General features: G+C 46.3%; 14 protein-coding genes and 1 pseudogene. 6 read left to right on the forward strand and 9 right to left on the reverse strand.

What is annotated here, in order from left to right; all coding sequences use genetic code 11:
• The 4 genes and pseudogenes from SHD_RS22325 to SHD_RS16840 form a co-directional block, all read right to left on the reverse strand.
• Positions 1–577 (reverse strand): annotated as a pseudogene (locus SHD_RS22325) (transposase); the annotation flags it as partial.
• A gap of 1,108 nt (positions 578–1,685) precedes the next feature.
• Positions 1,686–2,129 carry a low molecular weight protein-tyrosine-phosphatase gene (locus SHD_RS16830; RefSeq protein WP_039978617.1) on the reverse strand — a complete coding sequence of 148 codons (444 nt, stop codon included), beginning with the start codon at positions 2,127–2,129 and terminating at the stop codon, positions 1,686–1,688.
• 71 nt (positions 2,130–2,200) lie between these two features.
• Positions 2,201–3,217, reverse strand: coding sequence for a hypothetical protein (locus tag SHD_RS16835; protein WP_039978587.1), 1,017 nt, complete (start codon positions 3,215–3,217; stop codon positions 2,201–2,203).
• A gap of 108 nt (positions 3,218–3,325) precedes the next feature.
• Entirely contained in the window at positions 3,326–4,225 is a 900-nt protein-coding gene (locus SHD_RS16840) for a DNA ligase (RefSeq protein WP_039978588.1), read from the reverse strand.
• Between the two features lie 251 nt (positions 4,226–4,476).
• Here SHD_RS16840 and SHD_RS16845 point away from each other — a divergent pair, with 251 nt between their 5' ends.
• Positions 4,477–4,848, forward strand: a complete 372-nt coding sequence (locus SHD_RS16845) for a diacylglycerol kinase (protein ID WP_039978589.1) — start codon at positions 4,477–4,479, stop codon at positions 4,846–4,848.
• Positions 4,849–5,000: 152 nt separating this feature from the next.
• Here the strand turns inward: SHD_RS16845 and hdfR are convergent, their stop codons facing one another.
• Positions 5,001–5,858: an HTH-type transcriptional regulator HdfR gene (gene hdfR / locus SHD_RS16850; RefSeq protein WP_023268237.1), complete on the reverse strand. Its 858-nt coding sequence runs from the start codon at positions 5,856–5,858 to the stop codon at positions 5,001–5,003.
• Between the two features lie 108 nt (positions 5,859–5,966).
• On the opposite strand from hdfR, the gene SHD_RS16855 reads away from it, so the two are divergent.
• The 3 genes from SHD_RS16855 (at position 5,967) to SHD_RS16865 (ending at position 8,614) form a co-directional block, all read left to right on the forward strand.
• Positions 5,967–6,422 carry a MaoP family protein gene (locus tag SHD_RS16855; protein ID WP_023268238.1) on the forward strand — a complete coding sequence of 152 codons (456 nt, stop codon included), beginning with the start codon at positions 5,967–5,969 and terminating at the stop codon, positions 6,420–6,422.
• Between the two features lie 20 nt (positions 6,423–6,442).
• Complete coding sequence (locus SHD_RS16860; protein ID WP_023268239.1) at positions 6,443–7,447, forward strand: ATP-grasp domain-containing protein; 1,005 nt, start codon at positions 6,443–6,445, stop codon at positions 7,445–7,447.
• 303 nt (positions 7,448–7,750) lie between these two features.
• Positions 7,751–8,614: a hypothetical protein gene (locus tag SHD_RS16865; protein ID WP_039978618.1), complete on the forward strand. Its 864-nt coding sequence runs from the start codon at positions 7,751–7,753 to the stop codon at positions 8,612–8,614.
• 54 nt (positions 8,615–8,668) lie between these two features.
• Here SHD_RS16865 and SHD_RS16870 read toward each other — a convergent pair whose 3' ends face one another.
• Positions 8,669–10,294 carry a M28 family metallopeptidase gene (locus SHD_RS16870; RefSeq protein WP_023268241.1) on the reverse strand — a complete coding sequence of 542 codons (1,626 nt, stop codon included), beginning with the start codon at positions 10,292–10,294 and terminating at the stop codon, positions 8,669–8,671.
• A gap of 159 nt (positions 10,295–10,453) precedes the next feature.
• On the opposite strand from SHD_RS16870, the gene SHD_RS16875 reads away from it, so the two are divergent.
• The gene (locus tag SHD_RS16875) at positions 10,454–11,479 is read left to right on the forward strand and encodes a GGDEF domain-containing protein (RefSeq protein WP_039978590.1); all 1,026 of its coding nucleotides are present in this window, start codon (positions 10,454–10,456) and stop codon (positions 11,477–11,479) included.
• 111 nt (positions 11,480–11,590) lie between these two features.
• Here the strand turns inward: SHD_RS16875 and SHD_RS16880 are convergent, their stop codons facing one another.
• Genes SHD_RS16880 through pdsO form a run of 3 tightly spaced genes read right to left on the reverse strand, consistent with a single transcriptional unit; the run spans position 11,591 to position 15,391 of the window.
• Positions 11,591–12,271 carry a class GN sortase gene (locus SHD_RS16880; RefSeq protein WP_039978591.1) on the reverse strand — a complete coding sequence of 227 codons (681 nt, stop codon included), beginning with the start codon at positions 12,269–12,271 and terminating at the stop codon, positions 11,591–11,593.
• Positions 12,272–12,280: 9 nt separating this feature from the next.
• A complete protein-coding gene (locus tag SHD_RS16885; RefSeq protein WP_023268245.1) occupies positions 12,281–14,548 on the reverse strand; it encodes a marine proteobacterial sortase target protein in 2,268 nt (755 codons plus the stop codon).
• Between the two features lie 45 nt (positions 14,549–14,593).
• The gene (pdsO, locus tag SHD_RS16890) at positions 14,594–15,391 is read right to left on the reverse strand and encodes a sortase-associated OmpA-like protein PdsO (RefSeq protein ID WP_023268246.1); all 798 of its coding nucleotides are present in this window, start codon (positions 15,389–15,391) and stop codon (positions 14,594–14,596) included.
• A gap of 231 nt (positions 15,392–15,622) precedes the next feature.
• Between pdsO and pdsR the strand changes: the two genes are divergently transcribed.
• Positions 15,623–16,315 (forward strand): proteobacterial dedicated sortase system response regulator, encoded by a 693-nt coding sequence (gene pdsR, locus SHD_RS16895; RefSeq protein WP_023268247.1) that lies wholly within the window; start codon positions 15,623–15,625, stop codon positions 16,313–16,315.
• The last annotated feature ends 10 nt before the right edge of the window (positions 16,316–16,325 follow it).

A 16,325-nucleotide genomic window follows, 5' to 3' on the forward strand; every position in this document is an offset into this window, starting at 1 on the left:
AGCAGGAGATTGCTGGGCTGCTCACCTTTGAATGCGGCCCGAATACGTAGCTGAATGCTGGTATGGTCGGATTGTTCTGGTGTCTCAGCGAGTTGCGATCGAATTGGATTTAAATCAACGTAAGTCATACAGGCTAACACCGCAGCTTCATCGAGTAGGGCTTGCGATTTGAACCGCCCTTCCCAGAATCGACCTGTACAGTTATCTTCTTGATTTGCTTGCCTTGCAATGGGTTCGTTGAGGCAGCGCATAAACCATGAGATATCACATAATCGACTACGATAAAGGGCGATTGAGTGCTTTAATCGGTTGACCTCATGGGCTTCGACTAACTCACCTTTAGCGAATTTTTGCGTTAATTCATCGCCTTTAAACAACTTATGCCACTGCTCAAGCACTTCGCGGTCAGTCCCAGTGATTTGCTGTTTCGATATCCATCCGCAGCACCAGATGCAGATGATTTGGCATCACCGCAAAGGTCCCACAACAATAGTAAAAACGACGCGAATTCAAATGATAATGACTCAGTCCACGCTGCTACAGCAATGGTTATCGGGAGCGATGTTAAGGCGAGAATTCAAGACTTATTTGAGTTTGGCGAGGACGCTGAATAGAGGTTTCCCTATGAAATGCTTAGCATTGTATAGACGGTGCTTAACGCCCCGCTAAATAAGGATAGGAGTCGGTAATGTACTAGTAACATAAAGCTTTTTTAAAATGAAGCAACAATCATGCATTTTTTAGTTCGATAAGCATCAGTATGATAATGAAAATAAAGTTAGAGTAGGAAATAAACATACCTTTTATAGTGTCAAGATTTTTAGTAATACTGTGGCCTTTCATTGCAACGATCAAACCTGCAATAGTTGTTATAGGATAAGTAAGTAAAAGGATGATAAAGAGCCACTCGTAGAATGATGCATTTTTATATTGCTCTGTATTGAAGAAATTATTAGCCATCATTAATGATAATGGATAGAGGATTATGCTTAAACATGACAAGTAACTTAATGCAAGTGCCGTATAGGTTATTCGGTTTCCAAACATGATTTCTTCTCCATACTTATACTAAAATCTGATGTAACATGACATATATCAAGCTAATTTATCAAGCATTATAAATTTCAAAAAATACACAAGAGCATAAAGTTAAATAGATTAATGAATCACTCAATGGTCTGTGTAATCACATCAAGACTAATCAGATTAACAATTATTAGATAGTGACTGCACGAAAAACTTTCATCATTAAAAGCCTTCTAATCTAGACTTGACTCTCATTTTTTATAAAGTCATACAGTTTTTTCTTTTGCACTATCAATTAGCAATATAATACAATTTTCTTGTTCACAAATCCCGATAGCATTAACGCCTTTTCCCAATTTACTAGCCTTAGAGTGTACAATAATTATTGAGTTGTATCACAAAAGCACCTAACATGCTTATGAACATTTGCGATTTAGTTTCCAGTTATCTTGATTTTGACTCACCAAACTATAAGTCATAGTAAACGACCTCGAATGGAGACCTGTAGTTGAATATATAGATAACTATCCGCTTGCCAATGTGTCGACATATCTGCAAAGTTCCCGATCTTTAATCATAAACACCTTACGACTTTGTTTAGCTAAAACATTAACACTTTAATGCAACATCTTTTATCATTAACACTCTCCGTTACTAATTCATTTTCTGGTTAACTGGTCTAATAAAACGTCCATACTCTGTTCGAGTAGATCGAGGACTAATTCGAATCCTTGCGTACCGCCATAATAGGGATCGGGAACCTCATCCGTATCGCAATCACCGAAGGACAGCATCAGTTTTAATTTGTATTGGTATTCGGGTGGGCAACGGCGGCGTAAATCAGCGAGGTTGCTATTATCTGCCGCTAAAATAAGATCGAAATGCTCAAAATCGGCATCAATCACTTGCCTTGCTCGAATGCCGTCGAAACTTAATCCGCGTTTTTTACCTGCTGCGATTGAGCGGCTATCGGGTTGCTCCCCTTGGTGATAACCAATAGTGCCCGCCGAATCGACTTCGATATTAAGGCGGCGCTCGCGAATTTTAGCGCGGCAAACTGCCTCAGCGGTGGGCGAGCGACAAATATTACCCATACAGACCATTAAGATGCGTCGTACCGGCTGCGCTTTTGCAAACTCTTGATTGTCTAACAATTTAGCATCCTCTCGTGTTGTTACTTAGGTGTTGATGCCATTTGACCAAAGGCGGGGGAAATACATTTTTTGACTTCAAAATGGTAACCATACTGCTCATGGGCAGATTCGGTAATTTCAAGTATTTCATAGTCATTGAGTTCAATCACTACAGAGTCAGCTAACTTTTGGCAACGGCTGCGGCCATCGGCTTCAAATTTATAGGCAAATAAGGCAATTAAATCGCGGATCCCTTTGTAATAGCTATGGCCAAAAGCCTTAAGTGTTTCGGTTGTGTCGGTTTGATCAGGTGTGAGTTCGCTGCCTGCCTGTTCAAGACTGTCTTCGGCTTTAAGAATGGTTTCGCCTTCGTTAACTACCTGTTTATCTATCGAATCATGTTTTAACGCTTGGGTTTTCTTGGCTAAATCCCCTACCCAGTTTTCACCATCGGTAATCGCAACCAAGTTTAATAACAACACAACAGACAGAATCATACGCACCAGCGCGGTTGTTACCACAAATCGTCTTTTATTTCCTTGCTGCTTGGCTTCGAGTCCCAATATGCGTAATCCGATATGGAAAAACAAATAACAAGGGATCACCAATTGCAGTAAGAGTAAAGCGAGGATAGAGATACACACAAACCAAATCGGCAAATACAGCAAAATGGCAAAGTTATGGGTGTAGGACAAATGTGAGGCCGATACACCGGTGATTTCGTTCACCACACTGCCGCTCGCAGCTAAGGCAAAGTTAGCAATAACGGCATAAAACAGCAGAAAAATGGCTTTGCCTGCTAAAGTATGCCAAGCCATGGCAAATTTCGGCCAAAACTCAATAATCAAGGCAATAGCAGTGATAACGGCAGCTACCCAAATTTCGGGTTGAAATAACATTAGTGCTAACAAAGCTAATACGTAACAACGCTGCGCCAAACTTAAACTGAGTAAAAGCTGTTTTGTTGCAACTATTGGATGCTTTATCCATTTGGGGACAACGAGGACGCCCTCAATTCGTTGTTTCCACGACGTTAATCCACGCAAACTTTCGACCAAAACTTGCTCCTTAGAATTTTTTTGTCCATTAATAATCAACACGATATATGGCAACTTTTACACTAACGAGCTCGATTTTTATCAAAGCGATACAATTTAGCAACTTAATTATTGTTCCTCGGGGATTATATCGGTTCTTATCCGCAAAAAGCTCGCGAATCGCGGTAAACCATTTGCGGTAGTTCCTAAATATTTATAGGTAATTAGCGTACCAATGGCAGGTGGATGTTGACGCTCGGCTAAACTAAAGCCTGTACCAATACTAAAAATTCGACCATCCGGCGTTTGCACCCTTAATGCGCCCATTTGACCCGTAAACTGCCCTTTACCGGGAATATAGCCAATGACTTTGGCTTCGGCATCCAAATAAGGCTTTAACTTCATCACATTAGGATTTCGCCCCGGTGTATAGAGGGCTGAGCGACGATGGAGGATGATACCTTCGGCTCCCTGAGCGACTAAGACATCTAATTTTTGATACAGCGCCTCAATACTCTCCACGCTGACTTGCTCAACAACTTGAAGATAAATCGATTTATCAGCAATTAGCGTCTGCATATCTCGATATCGCTTTTCAAAACTCCCCTGCATCTGAGGTAAATCAAACACCATAAAGCGCACGTTTTGCCAGTCGTTTTCTTTGGGTGAGGTTTGCCGTATCAGCCCAGATATTGCTTCAAATTGCCCTCGCCCTATCCATAATTCTCCGTCCATGGGGATGGAAGGGAAGTTTGCGGTAAACCAACTTGGCGCAAGGATTGGATTTCCCTGACGAGTCACTAAACGTTTCCCATCCCAATAGCCACGTACACCATCGAGTTTTTCGCTGACGAAAAACTCACTGATTTGAATACGTTTCTCGCGAGAAAACTCGGTCGCTAATTGAATATTTGGTGTCTGGGGATTGGCGTAACAGACTGCCATTGTTAAGCCGTATACACTAAGTCCCGCAACCCAATACTGCACTAGTGTAAATGTTAAAAACAGTGAGCGAATTGTAAGAGCCATTCCTTTGCCTCTTCAATAAAGTGGTATTGAGCATAAAGTCTAGCCTTAAGATTTGTCTAGCGCGAGTTAGAGCGCTGCCCGATAACACCTTAGCAGGACTGTGAATTTGTCGGTTTAATGCTTTATACGCTGGGGTTATCGGGCTATACTGCGGCCTCTTTTTAAGCTCGCTCAAATGTTAACAGGTTAGTTGTATTTTGCTTGAGCGGGTAAATGCTTCGCGAACAATCGCACAAGTTGATGGAATTATTATGAAACCAGCAAACAACCACGGTATTAAACGCATTTTTAGAGCGACGGGATTTTCGATGAAGGGCTTAAAAGCCGCTTGGATCCACGAAGCCGCTTTTAGACAGGAATTGATGCTAGCCGTGGTAATGCTACCCATCGCCCTATTGGTCGATATCAGCACCATGGAACGTCTAATGCTGATCTTAACCCTATTCATCGTGTTGATTGTTGAGCTATTAAACTCAGCGATTGAAGCTGTGGTTGACCGAGTGGGCAGTGAAATCCATCCACTGAGTGGCCAAGCAAAGGATATTGCCTCCGCAGCGGTGTTTATGAGTTTAGCACTCTGCGCTATCACATGGCTTGTGGTGCTGCTACCACTGGTTATTTAATGCGTGCAATTCAATGCCTGTTCTTTAGCGTAATCTTTAACGAGTGCATTTATCTGGCGAAGCGAAGTATCACTTCCCAACCATTTGTTCTGCAATAAAAAACGCCTTTTGGTTATCACCTAAAGGCGTTTTTAATTCACAGATGTTACTGATTAGCGTTTATCTGCTGACTTATCGGCTAAAAAGCTAATTGCCTGTTTGATTTGCTCTAAGCGGTCATTCTCGGCCCAATAGGCAACATACACACGACGCGAAATGGCGCTCGCCCCCGCAACTAAATGCAGCTCACCCCGGTTCAACAATGGCTGAACCAAATGCTCGGGTAAAAACGCGCAGCCACCGTTATTTTGGATAAAATCCAAAGCGATACTGGCCGAACTAGTGTGTAATGTCGGCACGGGTAGAGCGGCATATTCCTGAGCGTGGATAATATTAAATGCCGTGCCCCAATCCACTTTGACATATTGCCCTGCCTGCACAGAATTCACCGCGATACCAGCCGATTGAGACACGAGCAACAAATTAATTTGCCCCAATTGCACCAATTCAAATTGGTCAAGCTTGGGCGGATCAAAGGAAATCGCTAAATCAAGGGTGCGGTCCATCAACTGACGTGTCATTACAGTGAGTGGCAAAACCTCGGTCCGCAATGCCACTCCAGGTAATCCCACATGCAAATGCTGTAAATGCCCCTGCAAATAGGCATCCCAAATGTTGGGGCCAGCACCAATGGCAAGTTGAGTCGATTGTAACTGACTAAGCGAAACATCTTGCTTAGCACGCTCCCAAGCGGTTAATACCGCTTCTGCATGTCCAAGCATACGCTCACCCGCCGGAGTGGGTTGAATATTGTTACGTTGACGTTCAAACAAGGCCACACCGAGGATGCTTTCGAGTTGTTTAACCCGAAAACTGACCGCACTGCGGGTAAGGTAAAGATTTTCCGCAGCCTTGCCGAAATGACGAGTGCGGGAGACTTCTAAAAAGGTCTTTAGTAAATCGGTATCCATAAAAATTCTTGACCAACATTGGCAAATTTTTTTGATTTATAAATCAATAATACTAGCCAATACTCCACTTGCAAATCTTTGTATATCAAAAACTAGAAGGTAACAGCCATGTCTGAACAGTCTTTTTCAAACGCTAACAAGGGTTCTGAGACGGTGAACGGCTCAGCTGCCAGTTTCGTATCCCATAAACGTTTTTACGACGACACTAATTTTCCAAAAGGTTTTAAGCGCAGTGGCGACTTCACCAGTAAAGAAGCCGAACTGCTTGAATTACATGGCCATGCCATGAAAAACCTCGATGAAGGCAAGTCGCTCCCCGTCACCGCCGATGAAGCACAATTTGTCGAAGTCATCAAAGGAAACATCGCTCCCAGTAGCTTGTTAGAGCATATCTGGTTAAAGTACCGCAAACTCGCCTTAGGTAAGCCCTTTTATGCTGTGGTTGGCACGGTTCATTTGCCCGCCACTAAACCTGAGATTGAGCCAGTTGAAGCGGCATTCGATGTGGATGTCGAAATTGAAGATGACGTTCAGGACGAAGCTGAACCCGAGGATAAAGAATGAAAATGAAGGTTTGCGATTAAATGCGTGGGTGGATTTTATATAAAGAAACCGCGACTCAGCTAAAACCTGAATTGTATGAAATTGAGCGTCTATTGGCTGCCGCCAAGGCCGACAATATTGAGTTAGAAGTGTATGCTCCGGATGAGTTTGATCTCACCGTGACCAGAGAAGACAATAAGAGTATTTTGTTAAACGGTCAACCCGTTGAATTACCAGACTTTATCATTCCTAGAATGGGTTCTGGCACCACCTACTTTGCCTTGGCGATTATTCGCCACCTTGAGCGTTTAGGGGTGTACTGCCTCAATCCTTCTAAAGCCATTGAAATCGTCAAAGATAAGCTCTTTTCCCAGCAATTGCTGGCCGAGAAGAACTTGCCCACACCTAAAACCATGCTGGTAAAGTTCCCCGTCGATATCGAACTGGTTGAACGCCATTTAGGTTTTCCGGTGGTAATTAAAACCCTTTCGGGTTCGCAGGGAAGCGGGGTATTTTTATCCCATAAGGCCCGTGAATTTGATGACTTAATGCAATTGATCGAGGCGACCAATAAAAACGCCAACATCATTCTGCAGGAGTTTATCGCCAACAGCCATGGCCGCGATCTCCGTGTATTTACCATTGGTGGACGCGTGGCTGGCTGCTATGAGCGCCGTGGGCAGGAAGATAGCTTTAAAGCTAATGTTAGTGCGGGTGGTTCGGCACGTCCCTTTGAAATTACACCTGAAATCGAATGGCTGGCGACACAAACCGCCAATATTCTCGATTTAGATGTAGCGGGTATCGATTTGTTATTCGATAACGGCCACTACAAAATCTGTGAAGCCAACTCGTCCCCAGGCTTTGAAGGCTTAGAATCCTGCTTAAATGTGGATATTGCCGCGCAAATTTTGCATTTTATCCGCATCCGTCTAGGCATGTTCAACAAGGATGAAAAAAGCAGTGAGCCAATACAAACGCCCGCTGTCGAAGCAAACACAACAGCAAATAGCAGCACGCCAGAGGCAAATCCCGCCTCAAACTAACACAAAAAGATTGTGTTGAAATCACTCTGCGGCTCAGTCTCTACTGGGCCGCTTTTTTGGCTTAACCATACATTTTCGTCACAAATCACCAAGATGTAAATTACCGTGATCCTTCCCACAACACCAGTACACCAAAGCGATTAGCCGTACTACTTTTGTTTTAAATCACAAAACAAGGCAATTTCAAAAACAATTTATTCACATTTTGAAATTTGCTGTTACACTCCAAATGTCCATAAGCTTATGGCACTTAAGTCTGATGTTATCGCTGGATATAATAAGAAGAATACTGGAGTAACGTTGATTGCCACTCGCCTAACACCCCTAGTGATCGCCCTACTCGGCAGCAGCCCTGTGCTAGCGGGCGAATTTAGCGTTGAGCTAGGGGGATTTTATTCACAGTCTGACACTAACATGGAGGTGACAAACCCTGTTGCGGGTAATAACTTCACCTTAGACTATGAATCCGATCTGCAATTAGCCGAAAATGAGTTTTTACCCTTTGTTGAGCTAAGTTATCACTTCAACGAACGGCATAATTTTTACCTCGACTGGAAACAACTGCACCGCAACGCTGAAACTCAAGCCCTAACTAAACCTTTTCAAATCGAAATTAACGATACCATTTACGATATCAAGGCGGGCGGCAAACTGAGCTCCACCTTAAATTTTGATATTGTGCGTGTTGGTTATGGTTATGATGCCTTCCAGGGCAGCAATTACGATGTGGGCTTCTCCATCGGTTTGCATACTATGTTTATCAAAACGGGTTTTGAAGGCGTTATCGGTGTCTGTCATGCCTCTGAGCTACTGAACAATGTCTGTGGTAGCCAAGCGATTCCCCGCATTGTCGATGAAAATGTCACCGCACCTTTGCCAGATTTTGGCTTATATGCCAACTATGAATTTATCCCCGGCTGGAAGCTTGCCACCCATGCCCAATATTTCTACATTAAACTCAATGATGTAAAGGGTGAATTAGTCGATATCAAACTCGGTATCGATGCTAATATCACAGATAATTGGCGCATGAGCGTGGCCTACAACTACTACAAGGTCGATGTGGATATCGCCCAAAAATCCCCGAATAAAGACACCCAAATTGCCGACTACAACATTTACTACAGTTTTATCGGCCCGATGCTTTCGGTAAGTTACGTTTTCTAATAGATTGATAAACATTAAAAAGGACGCCGAAGCGTCCTTTTGCATCTCATATGATTACTTTTTACGACCGTCCTGCTCACGCTTGGTCTTAAAGTCCGATGCCTCTAACCAATGTGGCCAATCGCTGCCATTGGCTAAGGTCGTTAGCATGCTCGCCATCAGATCTAAATCCTGCTTCACCCCTTCGAGTGTCCAGTTAGGATCATAATCATCTGCACCTTTGTGGTATTTGTGGGCAATGTAGTCAGGGTCAGTATCCCCAAGGCTCATAAATAACAAGCCGGGCACGCCTTGCTGGGCCAGAGCGAAGTGGTCCGATCTAAACATCAAACCATTTTGTGGTCTTGGATCGCCCTTCACCACCCGCCCCTGCGCCTTAGCGGCCTTATCCAAATAGGTTTCTAGCTCTGACACGCCCTCCCCATAGCGCAGAATATAATCCACACCTTGGTTCATATTCATGCCGTCGATATTTAAAAAGGCGACGATATTTTGAGTCGGTACACTGGGATGCTGAGCAAAGTGCTGGGCACCAATCAAGCCAGTTTCTTCTGCGGTAAAGGCACTGAACAGAATCGAACGCTCAAGCGGCGCACTCTGCGCTTGCTTGGCAAAGTAACGCGCCAGCGCTAACACGCCCGCCACGCCACTGGCGTTATCCACGGCGCCATTAATGATCTCTGGCTTGCCATCTTCAATCACTGTACCTAGATGATCCCAATGGGCATGCATCATCACCACTTCATCGGGACGGCTCTTGCCGGGCAACAGTGCCGCCACATTGTGGGATTCGGCGCGTTCAATCGTATTGTTTAAACTGACATTCGCCTTGAGTTTTAAGGGAATGGCCTTAAAGTTTGGCTTAGCGGCTTGTTGCTTTAAGGTATCGAAGTCCATGCCTGCCTTAGCAAAAATCTTATTGGCGACATCATGTTGCACCCAGCCCATCACGCCCACCTGCCCTTGGTTATTATTGGCATCGACCAAGGTGAACTTAGTGCCAGTATTGGAGTTTTGCACTACTCCCCAACCATAGGCGGCTGGCGCCGTCTCATGGACGATAAATACGGCTTCGGCGCCTTGACGCGCAGCCTCTTCGTATTTGTAAGTCCAGCGACCATAGTAGGTCATGGCATTGCCTTTAAAGACATTGGGATCTTGAGTCGCAAAACCTGGGTCATTGACTAACACAATCACGGTTTTGCCTTTGACATCAAGGCCCTGATAGTCATTCCAACCATATTCAGGCGCATTAATGCCATAACCGACAAACACCACATCGCTATTACTGAGGTTGACTTTATCGCTAATTCTCTGGGTTCTGGCGGTAAATTCACTGCCATTGACAAACTTAAGTCCGCCGATATCGAGTTGCATATTTTGATCGGCGGTGATTTTCGCCAGCGGCACAGCCTGCAAATAGCTGTCGCCAAACCCCGGCTTGAGCCCCATCTCTTTAAAGGCTTTCTCAAGGTAATCGATGGTCAATTGCTCACCTTCGGATAAGGGCGCACGGCCACCAAAGGCATCACTGGCTAAGGTTTTGACATCAGTACGATACTGATTCAAATCTAGGCTGTCGCTGAAGGAAGAGGCAGCCATTGCAGGTAGTGAAAGTAAGGAACCTAGGGCACCAGCAAGGATGAAATTTTTCAAGACTTTCTCCCAAGTTATTATCATTATTTAATTTTAGCGATAAACTCTAACATATCCCCCCAAGCTTGTGGCAGGTAATTGCCCCAGCTTTTGGGCTTTTGTTGTAACGGGATTTGACGAGCCATATTATTATCCATGTGTGATATGCATGGTTTATCGGATTATTTTTACTGGAATTTATCCATGTCACGAGATTTATTACAAACCGCAGCCTTGAATCTTAAAAAAGCGGTTCCCTTAATGCTCAAGCATCAAATTCCCACAACGCCAATCAATTATGCTCTGTGGTATACCTACGTGGGCGAACAAAACCCAGCGTTAAACGCCCAGCTCGATACGGTTATCGCCCACTACAACACTTGCCCACCAGTGAGCAGTGAGTTGTTGTTTCGCCAGTATGTCGCCGATCCTGTTGAGCTTGATGTGCGTGATATGAGGCTTAATCTAGAGGCCATGGCCACAGAGCTATCGCAATCGATTCGGGATACGAATCTTGATGCAGCCGACTTCCAAAGCTGTATTAATAATAACTTTGCCAAGCTCAATGGTGTCGAAGAAGGCACGCTCAGTGTTGAGCAAGTGCTCGATTTAGTCCGTAATTTGGTGAAGGAAGCCGACAATATTCGCTCAAGCACAGAGTTTTTTACGACCCAATTGCAAAAAGCCCAAACAGAGATTGATGCATTAAAACAAAAGCTTGAAAAAACAGAAAAAGATGTACTTTACGATGCACTCACTGGCTGTTTAAACCGCCGCGCCTTTGATGCCGATATCGCAGGCATGTTGGCACAGGCTCCCGAGGGCACCTGTCTTATCTTGGTCGATATCGATCACTTTAAGGCCTTTAATGACAACTATGGTCACCAGCTTGGCGACCAAGTATTAAAGGTCGTTGCAAAGCGTTTGCAGGAAGCCTGCCGAGATGGCTGTAAGCTGTACCGCTTTGGCGGTGAAGAATTTGCCATTTTAGTGCCAAAGAGCCAATTACGAATCACCAGGCAACTGGCTGAAGCCATGCGCCGTGGGCTTGAAAAACTCAGCATCAAGGATCGACGCAAAGATCAACGTATCGACACTATCACCGCCTCCTTTGGTGTATCTCAGTGGCAAGAAAGACAATCAGTAATACAACTTATTGAAAATACAGATAAGTTGCTTTACGAGGCAAAACGTCTAGGCCGTAATAGAGTGATGCCGATAAACAATTAATGCTGACATTAAGGCAGAGCCTTCAGCTCTGCCCTAATTGATTTGCCAATTTTTTAGTTACCAGTCAACCTGCCCATTGTAGCGAGTAACTCAAGCTATCAACTCGAATGTTCAAGCCACTTTTGGCTCCAACGTCCTATCGACTGTCGCCCCTTCGGATTGAGCTGCAGATTCTGGCTCGACCGGGATAGCCTGCACCACAAAACGCAGTTCGGCACCGCCTTGCAACGCATCGAACGGATAGCAAGTGATCAGGGTTAAACGATTGTCCTCACTTGGCGCCATCCACTCAGTTTGCGATTCATGCACCACTTCGGTCGCCACCACTTGGTAAACAATCTCCCTGCCCGCCGCTGTTTGCAGCGCCAAGCGACGTCCAACACTGATGCCATTTAACATCGCAAAATGCGTATCCCTGTGCCCAGCAATCACAGTGTTGCCTTGCGCGCCAGCGGGTGCACTCGACAGCACTAAGGCTGGCCCGAAGGCCAAGTTACGGCCAGATGCGCCCGCCAGCACATATAAGCTGTCGTTGGATGCCGGACCATCGAAGTGATTCGGTCTTTTAGCTTGCTCGATGGATAGCTTAGCCACGGGATAGGTATCAGCCCAAGACCAAGGTTTATGGGACTGACCATCGATTAAGGTTTTAGCCCAGGCTTGTTCAATCAAATATTGGGCAAAGTGTGCTTTCGCTTGCATATAGAATCCTTTTCCAAACAACGTAATGCCGATTAATACCAATCCCACCAGCAACCCTATTTGTATCTGTTGAGTCATGCGCATACTCATAGACATAACTCAAGTATTCAGCGCTAATGACAGCGCGCGTTGCTGCCGCTGCTGGCGACGAATCGACAGCGCCAACATCAAGGCAAGTAGTAACACGCCGCCTCCTAAGAGCATGTCGAAACGGCTTGAGGTCGATGTTTGTGGTAGAACACCCATTGGCTGCCAACCCAAAGGTAAATGCTGGCGCACCACCGCATCTCGGCTTATCGCATTACTGGTGATAGGGGTTAAATCCACCGCGACCAAGCTGGTATAGGGGCTGACTAAGTGATAGTTCAGCGACAGCGCCGTGACCTGCTCTTTGACCTTGTCATCGTTAGCGCCGTTTTTACTCAGCTCTAACGCCGCAATCTGTTTGCGCGCCCAGAGTAAATCGAGCCCGGCTGCTGGCTGCGCTACATCAGTTGCAGAATGGCTTGCGCCATTGGCTTGTAAAGATAACGACTGCTGCCAGTTTTTATGGCCCTGACGACCGGAGATCACCAGTTCCTGAGGCTCACGAGGATGGCGCTTTAGGCTAATCAATACCGGTTCACCGCGGTATAGATCGGGAATAGGTGCTGGCCAGTAGTCAGGCACAGAGCCATCGTCAAAACGCACCTGCAAATCGGTGAGCACTGGATACTGGATTTTGCCTAGCAATTGACTGATCTTTTGTTCCACCTCATCCACATCACCAATGTAAGTAAAAGTGCCGCGCCCAAGTTCAGCCGCACGCTGCATAAAATGTGAGTTCGGCGCCGAGCCAATGCCTACGGTGAAAAGACGGTTTTCGCCGATTTGATTGCGAATTAACTCAAATAGCGCAGCCTCATTGCCGACGGAGCCATCGGTCATAAAGATCACTTGTCTTAGCGACTTATCCTCACCCGAAGCAGTGTTAAACGCCTGCCTTGGCAGCGCAGCATTTAAAGCCTGCGCCATTTCGGTGCCGCCATCGGCCTGCAAACGATTCACAAACTGACGTGCCTTGTCCAAATTACTCGCGGTCGCGGGCAGTGGTGTTGACGATAGCAGGGATACATCGGAGTTAAATTCGATAATGTTAAAACTATCCTGTGGCCTTAAACCGCGCAGCGCATAACGCAGGGCATTTTTTGCCTGAATGATAGAATCCCCCGCCATCGACCCCGAAGTATCAATCACTAAAATAAGCTCACGGGGCAAGTTCAGTTGTTCACTCGCCTCAACTTTGGGCGGCAGGACCATCACTAAGCTGTAGTTATCTGTATTGCTAGTATTGCCAGTTGAACCAGTATCCGCACTTGCATTGTCGTCCTGTGACACATGGGTTTTGCCCGCTTGGTTGAATACCCAAGCCACGGGACTCGTGCCCTGCTTAAGACGCCATTGCAGCACAAAGTCACGATTGGCTGGCACACGATTGGCCAAGGCCGCCGTCAGTTGCCCCTGTTTTTCATCTATCGTAATGGGATGATACGGACTCACCACGGCTGATTTGTCCACGCCTTCACCAAGTTTGACCTTAATATCGGCCTTTAGCACAGGGTCTGCCTCGCTATTAGCGTCGCGGATCGGGGCGATAATCCGGTCAGCATCGAACACTTGGCTGCTGGTCACGCGCTCACCATTGTTCCCACCGAGTGTTAAGCCAGGGATATAGCGCGGTGCCACCACCAGCGGAAAACGTAGGCTAAAGAGACCATCTTCATAGTGAATGGTTTCTTGATAACTGATTTCGACCACCAACTTTTCATTAGGAGCGAGGTTGGCGACTTCGGTCGTGAACATATTAGGCCGTTCTTGGCTGACTAGACTGGCGCGTTTTCCTTCGGCTTTGGCCTGCTCAAAAATCTGTTTTGCTTGCTGTTTTGGGTGAATTTGACCTTCGATGATCCGCTCACCAATGTGCAAACGCAGTGAGTCCACCGCCGCCTCATTGGGTAAAGGGAACAGATAGCGGCCATTGAGGACAAATCCGGTTTGATTACTGAACACCTGCTTTACGCTCACCCTATTGGTTAGCCCCGAGACCTGCATCGACACTTGCGTGTCCACGGGTAAGGACGGCATTAAACGGCCACTGGCGGTTTGATACACCAACATCCCTTGGGTGACATCATCGAAACTAAAAGCTGGCAATGTGCTCGCCGTATGTTCATCGAAGGTCGCGGCAATATTTTGCGGCGCCGATAAAGTACCCACACTGTTCGGTGAGGCTAACACCGCAAATGGTAGCCCCCAACAAATGGAGGCGCCTATCACTAGCATCGCCAGCGTTTGACAAACTTCTTTTACCCTTTTCCCTGTGATCATCACAAAGGCTCCTGATCTTGATTGAATACGATTGATATTGTTGAATTATTCGGTCACGCGGCTCGCCATCAGCCCTTGGTTAGGCTGCATGGTTAAAGTGACTCGGCGATCGAACACATCGGATTCACTGTCTTGCTGGTCATTGAGTGGCATTCTGGCGCCGAAGGCTTGGGTGGTGATCCGCTCGGGGGCTACGCCTTGCTTAATCAAGTATCCCCGCACTTCTAACAAACGTTGCTCCGAGAGCGCTTGGTTGTAGGCCAGATCACCGCGACGGTCGGCATAACCTTTCAGCTCGAGATTGGACTCGCTCAAGCGCTTCATCACCTTGGCGACATTGTCTAATTGGGGCAAAAAATGGCTTTCAAGCTCCGCAGAGCCCGTACGGAACTGCACATTCATGCCCAGCGCCAACTCACTTAACAGTTGATGTTGCTCGGCGAGCAGTTCATCGAGTTGCTTTTGGGTTAAGGCATATTCGGCGGCGCGTTGCTCACTAGCCTGCTGTTTGGCCGCTAAGCTCGCCAATTGTTGGCGCTGCAACGCAATATGCTGTTGCTGGGTTTTGACTGTGTCGGTATCGGATACCGACTGGCCGATTAAAGTACCAGTAAATCCACCGATAATGGCGCCAACAGGGCCGCCAACTAAAGCGCCAAGTAGTGCTCCACCGCCAAGACCTATCAAGGCTTCGCCATCATCTTCCTCTTGCTCAATCATTAGCTCTGTCTGTGGCTCTAAGAGCAGAGGTTGATTTTGTAGCGACACCTTTGCCGATACATTGGCGATAGGCGCGGCGAGCACACTTAGGATCAACATATTAATTAGCGTCTTTTTCATCATCTCATTCCTTTTGATTTGTGCTGCGTTTACCCGCCTAAGTCATTAGCGCGGCGGGTAAAACGGAATGAGCGTATTAAACACAAGCGCCATGGCATAAGCGGGGATGGAAAATGGCAATGCGACTATCAATTGTGGCAACAAAATGGCAATTGCATTTGGGAGCTTTTTTCAGAAATAAATTCCTGTATAGTCACGAAAACTTATCCCCAGCAGTCAATAGGAAGATGGCTAATGAAACGTATCGCCATTGTGGAAGATGAAGCGGCCATTCGCGAAAATTACAAGGATGTGTTGCAGCAACACGGTTACAGTGTGCAAACCTATGCCGACAGGCCATCGGCCATGTTGGCGTTTAATACCCGTCTGCCGGATTTAGCCATTATCGATATTGGCCTTGGTAATGAGATTGACGGCGGTTTTATGCTGTGTCAGTCTCTGCGCGCCATGTCGAACACGCTGCCGATCATCTTCTTAACCGCACGGGATAGCGATTTCGATACTGTGTGCGGCCTGCGTTTAGGCGCCGATGATTACCTGAGCAAAGAAGTGAGTTTCCCCCATTTGACGGCTCGTTTAGCCGCGCTGTTTCGCCGCTCTGAGTTAGCCACCAGTCAAACGCCGCAGGAAAATTTACTGGAGCGCGGACCGCTTACCATAGACGCCAATCGGATGCTGGTTTCTTGGAATCAGATCCCAATTGAGTTAACCGTTACCGAATTTTGGATGGTGCACGCCCTGGCCAAACACCCAGGACACGTCCGTAGTCGCCATGAGCTGATGCAGGAGGCAAAGATTTTTGTCGATGACAGCACTATCACCTCCCATGTGAAGCGCATCCGTAAGAAATTTATGGCTGCCGCGCCCGAATTTGATTGTATTGATACCGTTTACGGCATGGGCTATCGCTGGGACAGCCTAGCCTAAACCATGTAGC

It is taken from the genome of Shewanella decolorationis S12, assembly GCF_000485795.1.
In the GTDB taxonomy this organism is placed as follows: Bacteria; Pseudomonadota; Gammaproteobacteria; order Enterobacterales; family Shewanellaceae; genus Shewanella; species Shewanella decolorationis.